Annotated in this window: 18 protein-coding genes and 1 pseudogene; 8 read left to right on the forward strand and 11 right to left on the reverse strand. The window is 47.2% G+C overall.

What is annotated here, in order from left to right; all coding sequences use genetic code 11:
* Positions 1–55: 55 nt before the first annotated feature.
* The 3 genes from serC to UNITIG_RS02005 all read left to right on the forward strand — a co-directional run bounded on the left by serC (position 56) and on the right by UNITIG_RS02005 (position 2,872).
* A complete protein-coding gene (gene serC, locus UNITIG_RS01995; RefSeq protein ID WP_101756866.1) occupies positions 56–1,132 on the forward strand; it encodes a 3-phosphoserine/phosphohydroxythreonine transaminase in 1,077 nt (358 codons plus the stop codon).
* A 55-nt stretch (positions 1,133–1,187) separates the two neighbouring features.
* The gene (pheA, locus tag UNITIG_RS02000) at positions 1,188–2,300 is read left to right on the forward strand and encodes a prephenate dehydratase (protein ID WP_101756867.1); all 1,113 of its coding nucleotides are present in this window, start codon (positions 1,188–1,190) and stop codon (positions 2,298–2,300) included.
* Between the two features lie 80 nt (positions 2,301–2,380).
* The gene (locus UNITIG_RS02005) at positions 2,381–2,872 is read left to right on the forward strand and encodes a hypothetical protein (RefSeq protein ID WP_101756868.1); all 492 of its coding nucleotides are present in this window, start codon (positions 2,381–2,383) and stop codon (positions 2,870–2,872) included.
* 129 nt (positions 2,873–3,001) lie between these two features.
* On the opposite strand, the gene UNITIG_RS02010 is transcribed toward UNITIG_RS02005, so the two are convergent.
* The 9 genes and pseudogenes from UNITIG_RS02010 to UNITIG_RS02050 all read right to left on the reverse strand — a co-directional run bounded on the left by UNITIG_RS02010 (position 3,002) and on the right by UNITIG_RS02050 (position 12,911).
* The gene (locus tag UNITIG_RS02010) at positions 3,002–3,754 is read right to left on the reverse strand and encodes an SDR family NAD(P)-dependent oxidoreductase (RefSeq protein WP_101756869.1); all 753 of its coding nucleotides are present in this window, start codon (positions 3,752–3,754) and stop codon (positions 3,002–3,004) included.
* A 34-nt stretch (positions 3,755–3,788) separates the two neighbouring features.
* A complete protein-coding gene (locus UNITIG_RS02015; protein ID WP_101756870.1) occupies positions 3,789–4,259 on the reverse strand; it encodes a hypothetical protein in 471 nt (156 codons plus the stop codon).
* A gap of 116 nt (positions 4,260–4,375) precedes the next feature.
* The gene (gene fdxA, locus UNITIG_RS02020) at positions 4,376–4,699 is read right to left on the reverse strand and encodes a ferredoxin FdxA (protein ID WP_101756871.1); all 324 of its coding nucleotides are present in this window, start codon (positions 4,697–4,699) and stop codon (positions 4,376–4,378) included.
* Between the two features lie 123 nt (positions 4,700–4,822).
* Positions 4,823–7,446, reverse strand: a pseudogene (gene mutS / locus UNITIG_RS02025) (DNA mismatch repair protein MutS).
* 223 nt (positions 7,447–7,669) lie between these two features.
* The gene (locus tag UNITIG_RS02030; RefSeq protein ID WP_159931049.1) at positions 7,670–8,329 is read right to left on the reverse strand and encodes a nucleotidyl transferase AbiEii/AbiGii toxin family protein; all 660 of its coding nucleotides are present in this window, start codon (positions 8,327–8,329) and stop codon (positions 7,670–7,672) included.
* Positions 8,316–9,338 carry a DUF6088 family protein gene (locus UNITIG_RS02035; protein ID WP_101756873.1) on the reverse strand — a complete coding sequence of 341 codons (1,023 nt, stop codon included), beginning with the start codon at positions 9,336–9,338 and terminating at the stop codon, positions 8,316–8,318. Before UNITIG_RS02035 ends, UNITIG_RS02030 begins: the two co-directional genes overlap by 14 nt.
* Before the next feature lie 200 nt (positions 9,339–9,538).
* Positions 9,539–9,973, reverse strand: a complete 435-nt coding sequence (locus UNITIG_RS02040; RefSeq protein WP_101756874.1) for a phosphate ABC transporter substrate-binding protein — start codon at positions 9,971–9,973, stop codon at positions 9,539–9,541.
* Positions 9,974–9,983: 10 nt separating this feature from the next.
* Complete coding sequence (locus UNITIG_RS02045) at positions 9,984–11,198, reverse strand: porin (protein ID WP_101756875.1); 1,215 nt, start codon at positions 11,196–11,198, stop codon at positions 9,984–9,986.
* A gap of 93 nt (positions 11,199–11,291) precedes the next feature.
* Positions 11,292–12,911, reverse strand: a complete 1,620-nt coding sequence (locus UNITIG_RS02050) for a methyl-accepting chemotaxis protein (protein ID WP_101756876.1) — start codon at positions 12,909–12,911, stop codon at positions 11,292–11,294.
* Between the two features lie 706 nt (positions 12,912–13,617).
* Here UNITIG_RS02050 and UNITIG_RS02055 point away from each other — a divergent pair.
* Positions 13,618–14,073, forward strand: coding sequence for a BLUF domain-containing protein (locus UNITIG_RS02055; protein ID WP_101756877.1), 456 nt, complete (start codon positions 13,618–13,620; stop codon positions 14,071–14,073).
* Between the two features lie 27 nt (positions 14,074–14,100).
* On the opposite strand, the gene UNITIG_RS02060 is transcribed toward UNITIG_RS02055, so the two are convergent.
* Both UNITIG_RS02060 and UNITIG_RS02065 read right to left on the reverse strand, forming a co-directional pair.
* Positions 14,101–15,912 carry an ABC transporter ATP-binding protein gene (locus UNITIG_RS02060; RefSeq protein WP_101756878.1) on the reverse strand — a complete coding sequence of 604 codons (1,812 nt, stop codon included), beginning with the start codon at positions 15,910–15,912 and terminating at the stop codon, positions 14,101–14,103.
* Positions 15,912–17,780, reverse strand: coding sequence for an ABC transporter ATP-binding protein (locus UNITIG_RS02065; protein ID WP_235015207.1), 1,869 nt, complete (start codon positions 17,778–17,780; stop codon positions 15,912–15,914). The genes UNITIG_RS02060 and UNITIG_RS02065 overlap by 1 nt, the downstream gene beginning before the upstream one ends.
* A 640-nt stretch (positions 17,781–18,420) precedes the next feature.
* Here UNITIG_RS02065 and UNITIG_RS02070 point away from each other — a divergent pair.
* The 4 genes from UNITIG_RS02070 to UNITIG_RS02080 all read left to right on the forward strand — a co-directional run bounded on the left by UNITIG_RS02070 (position 18,421) and on the right by UNITIG_RS02080 (position 23,363).
* Positions 18,421–19,143, forward strand: coding sequence for an HNH endonuclease (locus tag UNITIG_RS02070; RefSeq protein WP_159931051.1), 723 nt, complete (start codon positions 18,421–18,423; stop codon positions 19,141–19,143).
* A 5-nt stretch (positions 19,144–19,148) separates the two neighbouring features.
* Positions 19,149–21,344 (forward strand): DEAD/DEAH box helicase family protein, encoded by a 2,196-nt coding sequence (locus UNITIG_RS02075; protein WP_200821141.1) that lies wholly within the window; start codon positions 19,149–19,151, stop codon positions 21,342–21,344.
* Positions 21,290–21,925 carry a type I restriction-modification enzyme R subunit C-terminal domain-containing protein gene (locus UNITIG_RS23275; protein ID WP_200821142.1) on the forward strand — a complete coding sequence of 212 codons (636 nt, stop codon included), beginning with the start codon at positions 21,290–21,292 and terminating at the stop codon, positions 21,923–21,925. The genes UNITIG_RS02075 and UNITIG_RS23275 overlap by 55 nt, the downstream gene beginning before the upstream one ends.
* Positions 21,926–21,992: 67 nt before the next feature.
* Complete coding sequence (locus UNITIG_RS02080) at positions 21,993–23,363, forward strand: restriction endonuclease subunit S (protein WP_101756881.1); 1,371 nt, start codon at positions 21,993–21,995, stop codon at positions 23,361–23,363.
* The last annotated feature ends 12 nt before the right edge of the window (positions 23,364–23,375 follow it).

Consider the following 23,375-nt stretch of genomic DNA (forward strand, 5'->3'; position numbering starts at 1 on the left):
GTCCGGCGTTAATATTTTAACGCCGGGCTCGTTTTTATTGTTGAGGTTTTATTAGATGTCCCGTAAATATAATTTTTGTGCTGGTCCTGCGTCATTACCTGAAGCGGTGTTACAGCAAGCCGCTGCCGAACTGGTTGATTTTCAGGGTGCCGGTTTGTCGGTGATGGAAATGAGCCACCGCTCAGCAGAAGTCGTCGCTATTGCCAATAAAGCGGAAGCGGATTTTCGTGAGCTGCTGAATATTTCTGATGATTACGCGGTATTGTTTTTACAGGGCGGCGCCAGCACCCAGTTTGCTTCCGTACCATTAAATTTGCTGGGCGATAAAAGCTCTGCTGATTATGTGAATACCGGTCAGTGGTCGAAAAAAGCGATTAAAGAAGGCAAGCGTTTTGCTGATGTTAATGTTGTTGCCAGCTCCGAGGATACTAATTTCACCACTATCCCCGCTGTTGATAGCTGGCAGTTAGATAAAAATGCCGCCTACCTGCATTACACGCCAAATGAAACCATCGGTGGGGTTGAGTTTTTGTGGACACCGCAAGTCGATGTGCCCTTAGTAGCGGATATGTCGTCAACAATTTTATCTCGTCCGGTTGATGTTAATCAGTTTGGGTTGATCTACGCCGGTGCACAAAAAAATATCGGCCCAGCCGGTTTGACCATGGTTATTGTACGCAAGGATTTATTGGGTAAAGCCAGCGCACATTGTCCAACCATGCTCGATTATCAGGTCGCTGCGGAAAATGATTCCATGTATAACACGCCGCCAACCTACTCAATGTATTTGGCCGGATTGGTGTTTCAGTGGTTAAAGGATCAAGGCGGCTTAACAGCGATTGAAGCGTTGAACCGTCGTAAAGCCGAAAAGCTTTATGGCTTTATTGATGCCAGCGCGTTTTATGCAAACCCGGTTGAGGTGGCCAGTCGTTCGTGGATGAATATCCCTTTCACTTTGGCTAACACCGACTTGGAAAAACAGTTTTTAGCTGAGTCAGAAGCTGCTGGTTTACTTAATCTAAAAGGGCACCGCAGTGTCGGTGGTATGCGTGCCAGTATTTATAACGCGGTACCGGAAGAGGCTGTCGATGCGTTGATTGCGTTTATGAAAGACTTTGAAGCTCGGGCATAATTTTATTAATTTCAATAGCTATTAATTTAAACCCAGACAGGGCGGCTGAACGGTAATGTCAGACAACAAGGATCTAGAACAACTGCGCCAGGAAATCGATTCAATCGATACGCAGATACATCAGTTAATCAATCAGCGAGCAGGCTGTGCCGAGCGGGTGGCGCAAACTAAACTGAAAGAGTTTGCTGATAACGGTAACGCCGATGTATCAAAGGTGTTGTTCTATCGCCCCGAGCGTGAAGCACAAGTATTGCAAAAAGTGATTGATCGCAATCAAGGGCCGTTGGATGGCAAGACGGTAGCGCGTATTTTTCGTGAAATCATGTCGGCTTGTCTGGCCTTGGAAAAGCCCATGGAAGTGGCTTATTTTGGCCCTGAAGGGACATTCACCCAAGCGGCAACGATAAAGCATTTTGGGCAGGCAGTGGTGAGCTTACCGCAGCCCAGTATTGCTAATGTTTTTGATCAAGTAGAATCAGGTCAGTGTCACTATGGTGTCGTGCCAGTTGAAAACTCCACCGAAGGTATGGTGAGTCACACGCTGGATAACTTCATGGATTCACCACTGAAAATTTGTGGTGAAGTAGAATTGCGCATCCAGTTACATTTATTAGCTAACGCCACTGCAAGCTCCGATACGATCACGTCTATTTGTGCCCATCAGCAGGCACTGGCGCAGGCGCGTAACTGGCTGGAAAATAACTGGCCGGGTATTGAACTGGTGGCGGTTGCCAGCAATGCAGAAGCCGCTCGCATGGCCAGAGATGATTCATCTATTGCTGCGGTAGCAGGTGATATTGCTGCCGAGCAATATGGTTTGATGAAATTAGCCAGCAGCATTGAAGACTACGCTAATAATACCACCCGTTTTTTAATTATTGGTCAGCAGGATACGCCTCCCAGTGGCAGTGATAAAACCTCCTTGATTGTTGAGGTCAGCAATAAACCTGGCGCATTATTAAAACTGTTAGAGCCGTTTCATACTGCTGGAGTGAGTTTGACCCGTATCGATACGCGGCCTTCGCGTAGAGATACATGGGCTTATGTGTTTTTTATTGAGTTCGAAGGTCATCAGCACGATGAAAAAGTCAGTAGCATCTTGTCTGATTTATCTGACCATTCCAGAATGTTGAAAATCCTTGGGTCCTATCCCAAAGCCGTTTTATAAGTAGCCTGTCTTTTGTATAGGGGGCTGGCAGAGTACGTGCCAGCGTAATTAAACCGTTATTGATTAGTTGTTAAATCGATATGAGTTTAAAAATAAAATTTATTTTTATCGGTGTCGCCGTGTTGCTGGTTATTAATGCCACTGCGGTGGGCTATTTTTATTTCTATCTACCGATGGTGATTGCATCAGCGCAAGACACCGAAAGTGTGCTTGCTGAAACAGACGTATCAGCCAGTGCTGACGTTATGGATACCGAAGATTATATCGATGTGGCTGCTGATGGTTTTAGTGATGATTACTATATGGTGCATTTTAACTACGGCGATGCTGTCGATTTATGTATGAACGAAGCGCGTTCACGCAATAGTAATTTGATTCAGTTAGTGGTGAATGAACACTCCACGCGTTTTAATACTAATGCCAAGATGTATTTGGTAACGTTAGAAAGCTATGTCGGTACCCCGATGCTTTATGATGAAAAAAAGCATACCTGTGATGTGGATCCAAAAGTGCAGGGCGTAACATTCTATAAAGAAATTATTCGCCGCAAAGCGGTGAGGCCTGTGCCTTAGTTTTTTTGTAGGAGCAGGATTAAAAGCCCAAAGCCCAAAGCCCAAAGCATCATAGATAGACTTATGTCACCCCCGACTTGATTTAATATTTTGAGTCATCCCCGATCAGGTCGGGAATGACGAATTGGTTTAACCAATCGTTTTCCCCTGATCCGCCATATACACTGACCCGTGAATGGCTTTGGCATCATCTGATGCGATGAAGGCTATCACTGCAGCAATATCTTCTGCTTCTGACATGCCGCGTACGCCGGCGGTGCGCATAATCAAATCGAAGTCTGCATTTTCAGGCATGCCGACTTTGGCAATCTGCGGCGTGTTGGTGCCGCCAGGGCAAACGGCATTGATGCGAATGTTTTGGTTTATAAATTCCAGTGCCAGTGCTTTAGTAAGGCCGATGATACCGTGCTTGGCGCTACAGTAGGTGGCGGAATACGCTTGCCCTTGTACGCTGGCGAGTGAACCGATGTTGACGATATTACCGCCGGTTTCTAACAGTTGCGGTATGGCGGCCTGACTGAGATAAAAAGCACTGCCGAGGTTGACCGCTAAATCCTGCAGCCACAATTCATCTGTCACTTCATGCAGGGCGCGAAATACATGTCCGCCTGCGCAGTTGATCAGTACATCCAAACGTCCATAGTGCTCGATGCACTGTGCAACGACATCGCGACAATTGTGCGCCACGCTAATATCTGCTGGTTGCATAGAAGCCACGCCATCAGATTGCTCGATGGCCTGTTGGGTGATGGCGAGGTCATCGATGTTGCGTCCCACGCCAAAAATTTTAGCGCCTTCGCTGGCGAGCCGTTTGGCGGTGGCGGCACCGATACCGGAAGAGGCGCCAGTAATTAAAATAACTTTATTATCAAAACGTTGCATGACTGTACTCTCGGAAAGTTGGAGGTAATGGGTTTTATTCGGCGAGGCCCGCTTTGTTCCAGCGGCTAATCAATTGCTGGCTTTCGGTAATCGCAGAGTCACGAACGATGGCGGCCATTTCCATGGCGTCGCCCTCGACGCTGATATCACGCCAGGTTTTGGTGAGTAAGCTACCGTTGGACAGAGCTTCAAATTGCCAGTCTTCAATCATGCTGAAAAAACTCGCGGTTTTAATTTCCTGAGCGGATAGCGGGACTTGGCTAAAGGGGGCGGTGGTCACTTTAATTGATAATAAGATGCTACCTAAGTCATCTTCATCGACTGCAATTAATTCCAGCAGCGATACAACGGCAGTGTTGTAGCAGTAAATCGCCTGGCCGGGAGTAAAGGTACCGCAGCCAACGCCGCCGGGGAAATAATCCAGAATACGTTGTGGCGTCATTGCAAACGCAGCGCCTTGCTGGCAACTGATTTGTAATGCTAGCTGTTCCTGATGGGCGATCATGTGGCTGCTCGGTCATTGTTATTGTTAAGCCGCTTTATAAGGGATTACTTTCTTGCGGGCAATAAAAAAGGCGACTTAAACAGTCGCCTTTCTTAATGGTAATGTCAGTCGCCGTATTAGCGCTCCAGATGTTGTAATTTGTCTGGCTTGTTAGCCCAGTCTTCAGCATCTTCAGGGGGGGCTTTCATCTCAGTGATGTTTGGCCATACTTCAGCCAGCTCGGCATTCAGTTCCATAAACACTTGCTGATCTTCCGGTAGCTCATCTTCAGAGTAGATTGCATCGACAGGACATTCCGGTTCACACAGAGCGCAATCGATACACTCGTCAGGGTGGATTACCAGAAAGTTTGGGCCTTCATAAAAACAGTCAACAGGGCATACTTCTACACAATCGGTGTGCTTACACTTAATGCACTGTTCCCCAACTACAAATGTCATTTCGGTCTTGCCTCTTTCAATATATGTTCAGCGTTCTAAGGAAGCTTGGGTCGTGATTTGTTAACGGCGCGTAGTCTAGCACTAGAATTTTAAAATGTAGACTGATTTTTGGCTAAACAATTGTTAATTGAGCATTTTTTTCAGTTTATAGACTAATTCAAGCGCCTGTTTAGGGCTCAGATCATCCGGTTCAATCGTCCCCAGTTCATCAATAGCAGGGTGACTTGCCGCGCTGAACAGATCAGATTGCAGTGGGGATTCTACTGCAGTTCCCGGTTTGGATGCTGAGTCAAAAGTTCTAGTTGAAGTTATAGGTGCCGGTTCCGCGGTTAGAGCCGGCTTATCACCATTTTCCAGGCTGGCCAGTTTGGCTTTTGCCGCTTGAATCACAACTTCTGGAATTCCCGCCAGTTTGGCGACCTGCAAGCCATAACTCTTGCTGGCCGGGCTTCCTGAATGCTGTGCAGGAACACAATATGGTCATTGTGCTCGGTAGCATCCAGGTGAATATTGTGGGCTAGTGGGTAATCAGTCGGCAGCGCGGTCAGCTCAAAATAGTGGGTAGCGAACAGGGTGAAGGCTTTGACCTGACTGGCCAAATGCACGGCACTGGCCCAAGCCAGTGATAGACCATCAAAGGTACTGGTGCCACGGCCGATTTCATCCATTAACACCAGCGAGTGTTCGGTCGCATTGTGCAGAATATTCGCTGTTTCGGTCATCTCAACCATAAAGGTCGACCGGCCACCGGCCAAATCATCCGAGGAACCAATGCGGGTGAAAATTTGATCAGCCAAGCTTAAGGTGGCGGCAGTAGCAGGTACAAAACTGCCAATATGCGCGAGTAACACAATCACCGCAGTTTGCCGCATATAGGTCGACTTACCCCCCATGTTCGGGCCAGTGACAATCAACATACGGCGCTCATTATCAAAGTGGACATCGTTGGGAATAAACGGCTCGTCCAACACTTGCTCGACGACCAGGTGCCGCCCTTGTTCGATATTGATACAAGCTTGCTCACTAAAGGTCGGTTGGCTCAGGCTCAAGTGATCGGCGCGTTCGGCGAGGTTGGCGAGTACATCCAGTTCGGCCAACGCGGCGGCAGTGGTTTGCAAGGCGGCGAGTTGCTCATTGAGTTGTTCGATCAACTCCTCATACAGTGCTTTTTCCAACGTTAAGGCACGGCTTTTGGCGCTGAGAGCTTTGTCTTCAAACACTTTTAATTCGGGAGTGATAAAACGCTCGGCATTTTTCAGCGTTTGGCGGCGAATATATTCCACTGGTGCTTTTTCTGATTGCGCGCGGCTGATTTCAATATAGTAACCATGTACCCGGTTGTAGCCGACTTTTAAGGTGCTGAGACCGGTGCGCTGTTTTTCCTGCACCTCTAAGTCCACCAAAAACTGACCGGCATTGCTGCTGAGGTTACGCAGCTCGTCCAGTTCTTCGTTATAGCCTGCGGCAATCACACCGCCATCGCGAATCACTACCGGTGGGTTTTCGATTATCGCGCGGTCAAGTAAAGCCGTTAGCTCAGGATAGTTACCGGCATTGGTGGCGAGCTGGTTAATTAAGGGGGCATTAATCGCTGCACATTGGCGTTGTAATTCAGGCAGCACATTGAGCGATTGGCAGAGCCGCGATAAATCCCTGGGTCGCGCCGAGCGCAATGCAACGCGCGCTAAAATGCGCTCCATATCGCCCACCGGTTTCAAGCAGTCGCGAAAGGTATCAAACTGGTAATCCTTGAGCAGCGCACTAATCGCCGCTTGCCGCTGCTGGAGGGTTTCGCGATTGGTTAGCGGCCGGTTTAACCAGCGCCGTAATAGGCGGCCACCCATCGCGGTTTTGGTTTTATCCATCACCCACAACAGCGTGTGCTGATCACCACCGCTCATATTGGTATCAATTTCCAAATTGCGGCGCGTGGCCGCATCCAGAATCACGCTGTCCTCGCGGCGCTCATGAATCAGGCTGCGAATATGCGGCAGGGCAGTGCGCTGGGTTTCTTTGGCGTATTGCAGCAGACAACCAGCGGCGGCAATGGCCAGTGGTAAATCGGCACAGCCAAAACCGCTGAGGTCGCGGGTATTAAATTGTTGGGTTAACAGGCGCTCGGCAGTTTCCAGCTCGAACTCCCACGGTGGGCGACGGCGCACGCCGTTGCGTGCGAGAATATCATCATGGGCGAGATCCTCGTGGATCAACACCTCCGCCGGGTCCAGTCGCTGTAATTCACTCAGCACCGCGTCGATAGAATCCACTTCCAGTACTTGAAAGCGACCGCTACCAATATCCAATGTCGATAAACCATAGCGGCCATTGCCGGGGTTGATCGCCAATAACAAATTATCCCGACGTGCCTCTAATAATGCCTCGTCACTGATCGTGCCGGGAGTGACCACTCGCATCACTTTGCGCTCAACCGGGCCTTTGCTGGTCGCTGGGTCGCCTATTTGTTCACAAATCGCAATCGACTCACCACAGCGCACCAGCTTGGCTAAATAACCATCCGCTGAATGATAGGGGATACCCGCCATCGGAATGGGTTGGCCATTGGATTTACCGCGAGCGGTGAGGGTGATGTCCATTAGTTCGGACGCGCGTTTGGCGTCGTCGAAAAACAATTCGTAAAAATCACCCATGCGATAAAACACGATTTCATTGGGGTGCTGAGCCTTGATTTTTAAGTACTGCTGCATCATGGGCGTATGATTTTCACTGTCTATAACTTTTTGATTCATATGGTATTTTTATCCGACACACACTGGTGTTTGGCGGTTATTTGTTTCTGGAGTGGGAGGCTGTTGCAATTAAATCAGTAATTTAAAGGTCTTAAGTCATCTTATCGTTGATAAAAGTGTAACATTTAGTGTAACTTTTTTTTAAAGGTTATTTATCAACATGTAAATGTTATATCTAAGGGGTAATCCGGGGGAGAGGTAATGGGTAACTCCCAATGATAACTTAGCCGATATTTCTCTCTTCGTAGAGGTCGATCAATTTACTCAAGTCTTCCAATAAATTTGCAATGGAGAGAATCGTGTCTTCGCTATAGGCGGCGTTGTATTCTTCAAGAATAGAAGACTGATTATTATAGAGTAGGGTTATCTCTTCTAATTCCTGCTCACCAAAATCGTCGAAAAAATTCTCATAGAGATAGATAACATCATGCAGGTCTCGGGCAGCAGTTCTGCCATTCATAGCCCCTAATTTCTGCTGAATTAGCTTGCTGATCTTATAAGTCAGGATGCCATCGATTTCGATTATATCGTCGTCATTAGGTGTTCCTCGCAGTGAGGTTTCGATTTTGAGGTTTACATCCCCTGCATAAATAACACGGTAGCGTTTTACCGTGTCGGTATCTTTCTTGATGGTGATATCAGGGTTTCGTAGATGGGCCTTGGATTTTCCCAGCTGGGTAAATACTTCTTTGATCGGGGATTCCAGTTTCAGGGATTTCGCGCAGTCAAAGTCGAGGTCTTCGCTAAAACGATCCAATCCATAGCAGAGCCTTAGCGCAGTGCCGCCTTTGAGTACCATGGGTAGTTCCTTTTTACGGAGCCCGTGGCAAATCGCGGTCATGACTTCCAGGTGCTCTTCCCGTTGCTCTTTAGATAAGCTCATTATCATTCACCCATGTGATAAGTAATTTCTTCTGCTTGTCGTTTGCTAGTGACAGCAATTCATCTACAGCTTCTTTGATGGCGTTGCTGGGTATATCCAGCATCAATTGATCGAGCATAAAAAAGCTGGGGTATTGGTTCTTTTTAAGAATACTTGTGAAAAGGATATCCTTGATAGCGCGTAATGGGGTGGCGCAGAGGTTTGTACCCATAGTGATATCGTGCTTGCTGAGAAAGTCGCTGCAGTCAAACAATTCTTTATCGGTAAGCCCTGGAGCGCTTTCGTAATTCTTCCCAGCGATTTGAAACTTATTATTGTTGAGCATCCCCATCTGATGCCAGTCGGCTTGTTTGCCCTGATAAGGAATGTTGAGTGCACTTAGTCCAGTAATATAAGGCTGAATTATGGTTTTGATTAAGTCCTGTGTCTCGTCTTGAAACCAACGTGGCCATAGCGCAGTAGCATTGGCAAGTTGTGTACTAGGATAGCGGCTGAGTAGCCGTTGAATACGTTTTTCCTGCAAAGGCGTAAGCGCTTTATTTTCTTTATAGAGGAACTCAAGTGCCTTAAGCGTTTTGAGTAGTGAGCCTTCTACGGCAAAAAGCTTCTTGCCATCGACTTTGCGGAAGTAAAGTATGTGATTTCCCAGATTGATAGGACTGATGCGCTTATCAGATTCATAGATGATCGACTCCGGCAGGTCAGTTGCCAATCCCATCTCATAAGCAGCCAAAGCTCCAGATGGACTGATCTGAACATCGTGCTGCTCCCTGATTGAGCGGAGGACTTCTTCTTCTCTAGGTGGCAGGTCGCCAAAGAATTTACTCTTGTAGGGTTTGTAAAAGAGCCCATTGCGTAATTTATTGAGTCCCTGCTGTTTGTACAGGCGAGAAGCCGCCTTATCGACCTGCTGGCTGTCAGGAGATAATTTATGAAGCGTGCGGCTGGCGATCACACCACCTGCTGGCAGCTGGTCAAACTGTTCTTTTACTTGCTTCGCAAGGCTCATGACGATACCTACATTAAATTGAGATAAAATATCATGCGATTTTATCGCAATTAAAGGAGTCTAGCACAGATCTAGTCGCGAGAGGTTTAATAATAACTATCTGATGTAAAGGGTGCTGGAGGGATGTGATTAAACTCGACGCCATAAAAAAGCCGATGGGCGTTAACCATCGGCTTTAGCGTAGGTATTTGGTTTAGCGGTTAAAAGCGGTGTACCACTTTAACGGCATCCGTGACTTTGGATGCATCAATATAGCCCACCAGGTTCGGGTTGTTAGATACCGACTCCACCATTGCTTCGTCAGATGCCGCCTGTAACGGTGCAGTAGCTTTGCCCGTAAACACTAATCGTCCCCAGTAGGATTTCATTTGTGCATCCGACTTGCCGACAAAATCACTATTGAAGGTTGATCGTGTTGCGCTGCCTTCAGGCAGCTCGACAGGCGTTGCTGCGTTGCCGTTGCTGAAGGCTTTCACTTTACCAAGAAAAATGCGTTTTAATAACGTTGGGTCATCAGCGCCGGCATTACTCGGGTGAACGATAATAGCGATCTCTGCATAGCTACTGGCTGGTGCAGCCAAGCCGACTATTAACAGCAGTGACGCAAGCAGTGTATTCAATTTAATGTTGTTCATAGCGCGTCCCTTAAAATATAAAGTCAATAGCAACTTGGATGGCATCGGTATTATCGTCATCGTTTCCAAACCGTGGCGTAGCAGCACCAGCCGTTTTGGTGTCGTCGCTATACATGTGGTATTCCATCTTCAAGCTGGCGGAGGGGTGAAAATCATAACGGGCGCCGACAATGATGGTGTTTACATCGACAACGCTACCGCCTGCATCTAGCAGCGCTAAATTAGAACCTTGATCTTTAAACTCCTGGACGGAGTAGGTGAGGTGTGGTGTCCACATTCCCATCGTGTAAGCGGCAGAGACGAACCAGGCCGCGTCAAGATCATTAGCCAGTTTTGCATCCGGGATAGGGCCTGTGCCAAGTGAGCCGGCTGGCAAGCCTGCTAGTTCCTCTGCCGTTTCATAAGAGAGATTAGGAGCGGTTGTCTCATACCAGGTGTATTCGGCAACAATAAACAGGTTGTCGCTGGGGCGTAACTTAACGGCAGCACCGAAGTATTCTGCGTTGAAAGGGGATAGCTCTAGACCACCGCCTACATCGCCCTGGATATCAAACTCTTCATATTTAAAACCAGCAAGCCTAAAGGTGGCCCAATCGTCCAGAGTGGCTTCTACTGAGCCGCCCCATACTCTATAGCTTAGAGGGTTGTCGCTGCCATAAGCGTTTTCGTCATCAGTGAGCCGGCCAAACAATACATTAGAGCTAACCTCCCAATCACCATAGAAATCCTGATACATCAGGTTAACCCCGTCATACTTATTGGCAGGGACTGAGTAAACATCAGCCGGTGGACGAATCCAGTGGTAGGTGTAGCCAACATCGATTGAATCGGTGTAGCTATAAATCGGGATCAATTTACGGCCAGCTTGCACCTTTAAGGTTGGCGTCAGGTCGTAGCTCAAGTATGCCCATTCAATCTTGGCATCCCAGCTATCGGCGCCAGCGGCTTTAATTTGTACGGTGGCATTTAAGCCGTCACCGAGGTTGGAACTCGCTTGCAAAGCAATGATCGATAAAGCATCAAAGGTTAATTTGTCGTCAAGGTTGCCGTTTTGGTCGCTACTAACGCCTGCGATGGCATTCGTTCGGTAAACCGAATCACTGTCCAGGGTTTGACCGACACCAATTGTGCCGAAGCCGCTCCAATTTATATCCGCGGCATGGGCTGACGTTGTTAAACAGCATGCAGCTATTAACGATCCCACTTTTTTTGAAAGATTATTCATGCAATACCCCTAATCATGTTGGTAAATAATAGGTATGGCTTCGGCATCAAGTTCTGATACCTGGACATACGCACTATAGTTAACGACGACTACTTAAACTTTAAATTGACGACCTACATCGCCCAGTTGCTTTGAGAAATTTTCTAATGAATGAGTGAGTTCATCCGCCTGCTGAATGGCTTTAATCGATATATCAGAGGCAGACTGCATGGCTGTGACATTATCTTTGATCGCCAGTGAGGTATTACTCTGCTCCTCAGTGGCTACTGCGATTTGATGGTTCATATCGTTGATAGACGCAACCTTGGTAGTGATTTGTTCCAGCGTGCTGCCGGTTTTTTCCGCTTGTGACACACTGTCTTCCGCGCGTGTTTTACTTGTCTGCATGGCTTCCACCGCCATTTGGGCGGCGTCCTGCAGTTGCTCAATAACTTTTTGAATTTCCTGGGTCGATTGCTGGGTGCGTGATGCCAGCGTGCGGACCTCATCGGCCACCACTGCAAAGCCGCGACCTTGCTCACCGGCGCGGGCGGCCTCAATGGCCGCATTCAGTGCCAGCAAATTGGTTTGTTCGGCAATACCGCGGATCACATCCAGAATTTGCGCCACGTTGTCAGTGTCTGATTCCAGCTTGATAATAATTTCAGATGCAGAAGTAATTTCTAATGCCAGCTCACCGATGGTGCTGACGGTTTTGTTAACAATTAACTGGCCTTCTTTGGATTCTGTATCGGCATCGGTTGCCGCTGTTGCCGCATCGGATGCATGGGTTGCTACCTGACTAACGGTCACAATTAGTTCATCAATCGATTGTGTGACGGTTTCGGCAATGCGGTATTGTTCACTGGATGCCGATGACGATTCTGAAACCATCGAGCTTAATTGTTGCGCCACAGTCGATAAAGGCTCAATCACTGAAATAACTTCGCCCATCGTTTTGTGTAGCTTGTCCACAAAATGATTGAACCAGTAAACAAGATCACCCATCTCGTCTTCAGTTTTTTGCTCTATACGCAAAGTGAGGTTGCCTTCGCCCTGTGCAATATCTTTCAATGAATCGGTAATGGCCGTGAGATTATTGGTAATCATATAGACAATGCTAAAGGAGATCGTCAGGAGCAGAACAATAACCAGTGCGCCAATGAGAAAGCCCATTTTGATAGCATTGTCAGTAGCCGCTAGAGAGTCCGCTAAAACCTGCTCAAACATTTTAAGGCTATCGCTATGAAAATTTTTGAAATTCGTTTTTGCAGTAGTTTGTAAGGTGTTTTTACTTTCAACCAGACTGTTGATAGCACTGAAATCTACAGTGCCGTCGATCATTGATAAGGTTAATTTATATGCATTATCAAAATAGTTATTTAGCGACGAGGCCATGGTGTCGATTTGTTTTTTGCGGCCAGGCTCTAACTTTGATAATTCATCAAGCGAAGCAAGAATGGCGTTGCGGGTGTTTTGGGCGCTAGTGGCCATTTCCATCTCGCCATTAGAAATAGCAATATTGAGCAGCTCATCAATTCTTTCCAGTAACACAATATTCGACGCGGCTTTTTCCAATACCGGAAAATAAACACTGCCTATAGATGCCATGCGCGCTTCATTGGCTTTGGTTACGTTGTAGTTAATGCCCAGATAAAGAATAAACCCGAGAATAGCTACAGCTGGGATAATAAAAATTTTGTACTTGATAGATAGGTTTTTTATCCACTTCATTTAATAGTATCCCTTATCAATAAATAAGCGTTTCATTATTAATGAGCGCAGGATGTTTAAGTTGCTAACTGCGACAATTTATAAAACAAAGTTTTATGATTGGCTGTTTTATGCAATAGTAAATATATCGACCATATAACCGATAAGTGTAGTAACAATTTTAAAAAACGACTATAGGCATATCCACATACTGCTTATGTTAAAAAGCAAGTATATACACCTGTGCTTATAGTAATAAGTACTTATAAAAGCATCGCGGGAGTGGTCAGTGTTGTTGTGTTCTGGATAGTAATCTCTTTAGTATCAGTCATATAAGTGTCCAGGATTGATACCTTGCAGGCACAGTCGTAGCCACCTTTTTTTCGCAAATGCAATAGATTTACATTCAGCGTTAATATTTGGATTGATGCTATTCATACAAAGAAAATTGAATTCAGATAGATAAACCCTGATTAATTTTATCCAGAATTTTTTATTTTTGAATTAAAACGGCTTTTTTTAAACTTAAAAATCCGTGGCGCGGGACATGTAGTCTTGTGAAAGTAGTAGCTAATTGGTCTTTAACACTATTGAAGCAAGGAGGCTATCAGTTACAAGCTGTTAGGGCGCTAGCCTAAGGCGACGAAATGGGTAACAGGGGTATTTGGGGTCGTACACTTGTCAGATTCAATCATAGTAAATAGAGTACTGTATCAATAGAGTAATAATGTTAAGTCATGTATTAATGGAACCACAGGCACCTATGATCCACCTTATTTACAGCAGTCATTCACATAACGCACTCAGTGCCATTGATGTTGAAAACATATTAAAGAGCAGTCATCGCAATAATCGACAACTGAACATAACGGGGATTTTATTGTACCAACAAGACTTGTTTTTACAGGTTTTGGAAGGCCCCGACGATGCCGTACGTGAGCGCTTCGAGATAATCAAACAGGATCCACGGCATGACAAAGTTGAAGTGCTGCAGGAATACACCATTAGCCAGCGAGACTTCCCTGATTGGGCGATGGGTTTTAAACAAATTGGCAGCCATGTAAGCCCGGCTCTTCTCAGTGAGGCCAGAGTCTTCACGTCGTTAGCTGATTTAATACCCGAGGTCAGAAATGAAATGACGCGGGATTATCTGTCCTCTTTTCAGCGCTTGTTATTTTCTTAATCAGCAGACGGTATTTTTCACTGGGGGTTAAATCGCTGTGAGCAATAGATCGGCATAGATACCATCGGCGGCGACCAGGCTCTGGTGAGTACCGCGCTCTTTGATGATACCGTTAGTTAATACCAGTATCTGGTCGGAGTGCTGGATAGTACTGAGACGGTGGGCAATCGCGATAACCGATTTTTCCATAAATACATGATCGATGGCGCGCTTGATTAACTGCTCAGTCACCGAGTCCACCGCGCTGGTGGCTTCGTCCAGCATCACCACTTCGCTGCCGCCGGCTATCGCTCTGGCAAAGGCAATCAGTTGCGACTGGCCAACCGACAAATTGCCACCATTATCACGGCACTGGAATTGATAAGCGCCAGGTAATTGCTCAATAAACTCATTGGCGTAAACATAGTTGGCAGCCGCCACAATGTCTGCGTCAGTAATACCGGCTCTGCCCAGACCAATGTTAAAGGCAATACTGTCATTAAATAAAAATACTTCCTGCTGCATTAAGGAAAAAAACTTTCTGACCGTGGCCTTGGGGATAGTGGTTAATTCAATCCCGTTGAGGGTGATTGAGCCCTGATAGTTGTCATAGGTTTTGGTTAACAAGCGCAGGATGGTAGATTTGCCAGAACCGGTGGTGCCGACCAATGCAATTTTTTCGCCCTTGTTCAAGGTAAAGGAAATACCTTTCAATACTTGCGGGCCATCGTCGTTATAGCGGAACCAAACATCATCAAATACTAACGATTCGAATGTGTTGAGTCGGGCATCGATGGCAGGTTCAGTCGTTGTTACTTGTTCTTCCAGTGGTTGGGCGAAGACTTCTTCAATATGCTGCATCGCTGCCAGCGCTCGTTGAATGGATGCCAGTTGCGAAGTGAAATCACGAATCGGCACAAAAATTTTATCCAGCGAATTGATAAAACCAATTAATACCCCGACGGTAATCGTTGCCGTCAATACTTCTCCCGCACCGTACCAAATGATCAAGCCCAGACTCACGGTTGTCACCCCTTCAATCAGCGAGTACAGCGCAGAGTCGAAGAAGTTAGAGCGCCCCTGCGCTTTTTCGAAGGTGGAGGTGAAGTGCTGATACTGTTTATGCACGGCGGTTTCTGCGGCATACAGTTGCACGGTTTTGATGCCGTTAAGGCATTCCTGCAAATAGCCGGTACCCTGTGACAACACCTGTCTGGATTTAACAAAGGCATCGCGCATCAGTCGTCGCAGCTTTTCGGTGATGTAATAAATCAACGGGCCGACTAATAACAAAACCAGCGTTAGCCGCCAACTGATGGTAGCCAAAAATATCAGCAGTGCCAGCGTGGTGAGCAAATCCCTTACCATGCTGAGAAAGCCCTGGGCAAAGGTTTCGTTGATGGCTTCCAGGTCACTGGTCAGTCGCGTTAAAGTGACACCCAGCGGGGTTTTATCAAAGTAGCGGCGGGGGAAATACAATACCCGGCTGAACATCACTTTGCGTAAATCCAAAATGGCTTTTTGTGAGGCTTTTTGCAGGGAATAATTATAAATCGCATCACTAATATAATTGGCCACTAATACGCCTAGCAGTAGCGCTATCCAAAGCCACAGGCCGTCAAACTTTGCCGGTACCAATTGCTCATCAATGATGCGCATAATCAGCCAGGGGTAGAGCACACTGAATAACACCGAGAAGGGAATAAACGCTATGCCCAGGGTGACATCGAAACGGTAGGGGCTTAAAAAACTGACAAAGCGTTTGATCAGGAGCCAGTCAAAACCGGCCGCGGCCTGCTCTTGCGGTGGCGTATTGGTAGTGTTTTTTTGCGCGGTGGCTTCAGTCGTAGGTGCTGACATTAGTCTTTACCTTCGTCTGATAGTTGCGGGCCTTTATTGATATCCGGTTGCGGCTTTTGACTTGCATCCTGCTGCAAATCCCAAGTCTCACGATAATAATCCGATGTGGTGAGCAATTGCTGGTGTGACCCTTGGGCCACTATTTCGCCAGCTTCCAGCACCAGTATATGGTCGACCTTTTCCAGCACGCTGGCACGGTGCGACACAATGACAGTGCACTGGCTACGCAAGTTATTAAAAATCTGGTCCAGTAGAAACCGTTCCGTTTTATTATCCACCGCCGATAACACATTATCGAGAATCATTAATTTGCTCGGGGTATACATGGCGCGTGCCAGACTGAGGCGCTGCTTTTGGCCGCCAGATAATAGAATGCCTTTTTCTCCCACCAGCGTATTTTCCCGCTGTGGAAATTGATCGACCTCGTTGCGCATATCGCTTTGCATTAACGCTGTGTCTAAACTGAGTGCTTCGGTATTGTTTTCACTGTCAGCTGCGTCACTGTCAATGTCATCGGTGCCAAATCGAATATTATTGGCCACCGTATCTGAAAATAAAAACGGTTGCTGGGTGATAGTACGCACCGCGCTGCGCAAATCACTTTTGGATATGGCCGTAACGTCGCGGCCATCGATAAATACCTGCCCGGGGTCAACATCAAGGTAGCGATTAAGGCAATTCACCAGCGTGCTTTTACCCGCGCCCACTTTGCCAAGAATACCCAGCGTTTGGCCGGGGATAATTGTGAAGCTAATATTTTTTAAGGTGTACTGCTCATCTTGAGGGTAACGGTAGCTAAGGTTTTTAACTTCAATGCCCTGAGTAAACAGCGTGTCACGATCATCGGAACTCAAGTGCTGTTGTTCGCGCGCGGCCACAGGCTGGTCGAGAATAGTACGTAAACTCTCCAAACTCACCATGCCGGTTTGATACGCTGAAAAAATCATCCCCATCGAAATAAACGGCATCGCTAATAACGTGGCGTAGGCTAACAGCGCAGTGAGCTCGCCAATCGTCAGCCCTTGATCAATCAAGTAGCTCCCACCAACAGCTAAAATCAACACCTTCATGATCCGGTCGGTATAGCCAATGATCGGCAGCACCAGCGTGCGAATCCGTGCCAGCGTTAACGAGCGTGCCAGAATGGCCTGGTTGTGAACATCAAACTCAGCAATCGCCCAGGGTTGTACCTGATACGATTTAATTTCTTCAATGCCGGATAAAATACCCACGGTATGACTGGACAGGGTTTGTAACTCGCCCATGCGCTTTTTCACCATCTGCCGCATATACGCAATGGCGCGGTGAGCAATAAAAAAAGTGACGATCACCGGCACAATACAGTAGAGGGTCAAGGACGGTGAAATCCCCCACATCTTCACCGGCGTCAACGACAGCGCAAAGAAAATATTAAAAATCTGCAGCATCACAATGCCTGCCAGCGCCCGCACCCCATTGATATCGTTATTAACAATAGAAATCAATTTGCCAGTTTCGTGGCCGTCATAAAAATCCTTCTGCTGCTTGGTAAGCTTTGCAAAGGCATCATCCTTGAGCTCGCGCTCAATGGCTCTGCCAGGATTAAAGAATAAAACCCGCGACACCGTGCGCGTGACAATCATCATCAGCGCAAAACCAATCACCAGCGCAATGTTATACACCAGTTGCTGTTGGTTCTTTGCCAGTTCCCCGCTGAGCAAGTCAATACTCAGTCCAATATGCACCGGGATATTCACCGCCAGCCAATTGGTTACAAAAATCAGCACAATACCAAAGCCATAGGATTTTTTGTGATGCAGCAGGTACTGTAAAAGAAAGCGCGGGTTGCTGATGGCGGCTGAAGAGTTCAATGCTGGGTCGCTATTCATGGGTGAAGGGGGTTGAGGGGGCGTATTGTACATTGATTTGGGGGAGGGTGTGGACGGTGGTGGTGGGCTTGTTCGTTAACCAATTGCCCAGTAGTTCGTAACTGGTACTCCCGATCAGGTTGCACTGCTACTCATAATAAATCTGCAACCCCATAGACAGTAAGCAGTCACCCACGACCCTCCAAAGGCAGCAGTCATCCCCGACCCTCCAAAGACAGCAGTCATCCTCGACCCCGATCGGGGATCCAGGCCCCTAGACATTCAGCAGTCATCCTCGACCCCGATCGAGGATCCAGAGCTACAGCGTGCGAAAGAGCAAATTTCCTCCGGATTTATTTATAACTCCTTACTACAACAATTCGTAGCATTGGAGTACAGCAATTCCGGGGGATATTTTACTGATTGCGTCCTCATGTTGATGGCTCACTATTCTGGCTGTAATGATCTGATCTATAGGATTAATTACTTACGAAGCACTATTGTGTAAATACTCATAGTGTGTTGATATAAGATTATAACAATAAGTTTCCTAACAACTTGGCTAGGCGGATGGATATCCGGTGGTTATTAAAAGGATTTTAAAACTATTTTGGTTATGGATTGACCGGTAGGAAGCTCGCATAAACATGAGGGGATGGTTTTGGTTGCGGGTTTTGAATCATTAGGTTTCCAACAATGGCTGCAAAGTATTGGTAAGGCTGAAAAGACCGCCAAGAATTATGCGAGCGCGATAGAAGGCAGTATCAGCCATTGGGCTATTGACGCTGGCTTGGTTAACACAAAACTCAATCTCATCACAGAGCCTAGTCAGTTACATCCACTGCTTGATCCCATTCAGCAACTACCCACCTTTCAAGAAAAAAACACCAAAGGCAAGGGCATGTACAGCGCGGCTTTGCGTCAGTACGCTGAATATTTAAACGACATTACCGGTCAGGTATTGCGTGATGACATTGAACAAATCCTCAGTAACAACACCATTACCGCCACCGATAAATCAGCACTGGTCAATACCCGCATCGGTCAGGGCAAATTTCGCAGTCAATTAATTGAACAGTGGCAGGGATGCGCGGTTACTGGTTATCGGGATGTGCGTTTTTTGGTCGCTTCGCATATTAAGCCTTGGTCAAAGTCAGAAGACCAAGAGGGATTGGATATGTTCAATGGCTTATTGTTATTACCTAATTTGGATAAGGTGTTCGACCTTGGCTATATAACGTTTGAAGAGTCAGGCACAATCCGCATCTCACAACAATTAGAAGATTATCGTACATTAGGAATAGAGCAGGGGATGTCAGTCAGCGTACATACAAAGCATCAGTCTTATTTAGCCTTCCATAGGGAGTGCCAATTTAGGCCTTGATAATTATGACGCCACCACCCACCGACAAACTTGAAATCCAAACCCGTGAAGAGATTGATGAAAAGCTCATCGCTGCAGGTTGGTCAGTTCAAGACAAAAAACGCATTAACCTACACGAATCAATAGGCGTTGCTGTCCGCGAATTCGACACTGACACCGGCCCCGCCGACTACATGCTGTTCATCGCAGGACGTGCCTGCGGCATTATCGAAGCTAAACGCGAAGGTGCCAGCCTCGGCCACGTTGCCGAACAATCTGCTCGTTATGCCACCTCCAAAACCAAACATATCCAGCGCTGGGCAGCCGAAGATCAACCCTTGCCGTTCTTATATGAGGCTACCAACCACGTTATTCGCTTTCGCGACGAACGCGACCCAGTCACGCGTTCGCGCAATATTTTCCATTTTCACCGGCCAGAAACCTTAAAAGACTGGTTAGAACAAAACGACACCTTTCGTGCTCGCTTACAACAGCTACCCGCACTGAACACCACGGGACTGCGTGATTGCCAAATCGAAGCCGTTAACGGTATCGAAGCCTCCCTCAAACAAGGCAAGCAACGCGCCTTGCTACAAATGGCCACCGGCGCCGGTAAAACCTTTACCGCCTGCACCGAAGTCTATCGCCTAGCTAAATTCGCCAAAGCTAAGCGCGTCTTGTTTCTGGTCGATAGAGGCAACTTAGGTCGGCAAGCACACAAAGAATTCCAGCAATACACCACCCCTGATGATGGCCGCAAATTCACCGAGCTCTACAACGCCCACATCCTCGGCCCCGGTGGCATTGGCGATGAAATCAAAGTCACCATCTCAACCATCCAGCGCATGTACTCACAACTGTGCGGCAAAGAAATGGATGAAGAGATAGAAGAGCATTCCACTTTTGAGATGGGCGCCAGCAGCACTGTCGCGCAGGAAGTGGTCTACAACCCCCATATCCCCATCGAGACATTCGATGTCATCATCATCGATGAATGCCACCGCTCTATCTACAACCTGTGGAGCCAAGTGCTCGATTACTTTGACGCTTTCTTAATCGGCCTTACCGCCACACCCACCAAAAAAACCATCGGCTACTTTCACCAAAACGTGGTGTCGGAATACACCCACGAAGATGCCGTCATCGACCGCGTTAACGTCGGTTACGACATCTACCGCATCAAAACCGAAAAGTCCGAACAGGGCGGTTTAATGGAGGCCGGCACCAATATCGAAGTGCGCGACCGCCTCACCAAACAAAAACGCTGGGAGCTACTCGACGAAGACGAGCAATACCAAAGAACCCAGCTCGACCGCAGCGTTATCGCCCCCAACCAAATACGCACCGTCATTCAAACCTTTAAAGACCGCTGCCTGCCCGAATGCTTCCCCGGCCGCAGCTGGGTACCCAAAACCCTGTTCTTCGCCAAAGACGATGACCACGCCGACCGCATCGTTGATGCCATCCGTGAGGCCTTCGGTGAAGGCAACGACTTCTGTAAAAAAGTTACTTACCGAGTCGGCAAAAAAGGCGCAGAAGAAACCATCCAGGAATTTCGCACCAGCCCACGCCTGCGCATCGCCGTCACCGTCGATATGATAGCCACCGGCACCGACATCAAACCGCTGGAATGCTTAGTGTTTATGCGCGATGTCCGCAGCCAAGCTTATTACGAACAAATGAAAGGCCGTGGCACCCGCGTCATCGGTGACGACGTACTGCTTAAAGTCACACCCGATGCCCCCACCAAAACCCGCTTTGTGCTGGTCGATGCCGTCGGCGTTACCGAAACTGACAAAACCGAAACCAAAAGCCTTGAGAGCAAACCCTCAGTTACTACCGAAAAGCTCATGCAACAAATCGCCATGGGGGATAGAAGCCCCGAAAGCCTGCAAACCCTAGGCAACCGATTAATCCGTTTAGATATGAAGCTCAGCGACGGCCAGCGCAAACAAATCAATAAATTGTTAGAAAAGATAATGGGGCATCCTCTCCCTGAGGGAGAGGACCGAGGAGAGGGAATAAAGGTAACAGAAGAGGCGAACTTAACCCTCGTCGCCGCTAAATTAGTACACGCAGGCAATACCGATTTTCTCGCAGAAAAACTCAAAGCCCAATACGGCAGCGATGAAGTCAGCGACGAACAACGCAAAGCCGTTTACGAACATTGGCCGACGCCGCCATCAAACCCTTCCATAACCCAGATTTGCGCGAACTGCTAGAAACCCTGCGCCGCGACACCGATCAACTGATCGACGACAGCGCCGATGAATTACTAGAAGCCGGTTACGATGCCGAAAAAGCCCAAGGCATCATCACCCGCTATGAAAGTTTTATTAAAGAACACAAAGACGAACTCGACGCCATCCAGCTGATCTACGCCAAACCCTACACCCAGCGCCACCTAAGCTATCAGCAAATCGAAGACCTAGCCGACGAAATCAAACAGCCCCCCTACAATATCGCCCCACTAGAAGTGTGGAAGGCCTACGAGCAACTGGAAAAAGCCAAAGTCAAAGGCGTACCCGCCAAAGAACTGCTCACCAATATTGTCAGCTTGATTCGTTTCTCCACCGGCTTAAGTGAAGTGCTTGAGCCATTCCCGGAATTGGTGAATCAGCGTTTTGAGGCTTGGTTAGAGCAACAATCCCAAGCCCGTCATTCCCGCGAAGGCGGGAATCCATTTACAGTAGAACAACAACAGTGGCTGCAACGCATCAAAGATCAAATCGCCAATAACGCCGAATTTGAAATGGATGATTTTGAAATGATACCTGCCTGTAAAGAAGAGGGGGCTTGTTAAAGGCGCAAAGTTTATTTGGGAAAGAATTACCTGTGATAGTGCAGGAACTTAATGGGTATTTGATTGCATGAGTGAAGTTGAAGCTGACCCAATTCTGAAAATATTGGAGACCCGGCGCTTTGTTTGGGAACAGCATGAGCTTGAACGTTGGGAGAGGCGGGGATCGCTTCCTAAGACGGAAGCTTGGAAAAATAAGTACAAAGAGCCATTAGGGATCGAAGACGATAATCTCGATGATCTACCCAAAAATTGGTTTTGGGCTTCAGTCTCTCAAGTCGGATTTGTGATTAGCGGTCAAACACCCAAGGGGATTGCCGATATCGCCGGAGAAAGCGGAACCCCGTGGTTCAAAGTCGGGGATATGAATACGGACGGGAACGAGCTATTCATTCATAAAGCAAGCACCTATCTTACTGTCGATCAGCTGAATTCATTGAAACTGCATGTTCAGCCAGAGGGTACAGTGATATTCCCTAAAAGAGGCGGGGCAATAGCTACTAACAAGAAAAGAATCCTTTTTCAGCCTAGTGGTTATGACTTAAATACGATGGGGGTTTACCCCGTTGGGGTTGAGCAGAAGTATTTTTGGTATTGGTTTCAAACAGTTGATCTGGGTGTTATTGCTGACGGGGCGATAGTGCCACAAATAAATCATGGGGATATTGAGCCGTTATTAATACCTATCGCCCCACCCGAACAACAAAAACGCATCGTCGCCAAAATCGAAGAACTCTTCTCCCATATCGACGCCGGCATAGCCGCCCTCAACAAAGCCAAACAACTTCTCAAACAATACCGCCAATCCGTCCTCAAAGCCGCCGTCACAGGCGAACTCACCAAACAATGGCGTGAAGATAATAATATTTCATTAGAGGGTTGGCAGCAATCTTCTATTGGTGAAATAGCAGTGGTTCAAACAGGGAAAACACCAAGGCGTTCGAATCCAGAATTCTGGGATAACGGAGATATACCGTGGTTGACTAGCTCGGCTACAAACAACGCATACACTCATCATGCAGAGCAGTTTGTTACACAAGCAGCAGTTGATGGTGGCTTAAAGCTGTTTGGTTCGGGGACTTTGCTGTTGGCAATGTATGGAGAGGGTAAAACCCGGGGGCAGGTAACTGAGATAACCTTTCAAGCAACATGTAATCAAGCTTGTGCTGCCATTATTGTTGATGAAGAGAAGGCAAGTAAGGCTTATGTACGTCTTCGACTACTAGAAAATTATGAAGAAACAAGAAAGGCTGCTTCAGGCGGAAATCAGCCAAACCTAAATTTATCAAAGGTTCGCAATATTACCTTGCCTTTGCCTGCATTGGCCGAACAGTCGGTAATAGTCTCAGAAGTCGAAAATAAGTTTGATGCTATTGATCGGTTAGCAAATGATATAGGGGCTCAGCTACTTAAAGCAGAAAAAATAAACAGTCGATTTTAGCTTCGGCTTTTT

This window comes from Oceanicoccus sp. KOV_DT_Chl (assembly GCF_900120175.1).
Taxonomy (GTDB): Bacteria; Pseudomonadota; Gammaproteobacteria; order Pseudomonadales; family Dasaniaceae; genus Oceanicoccus.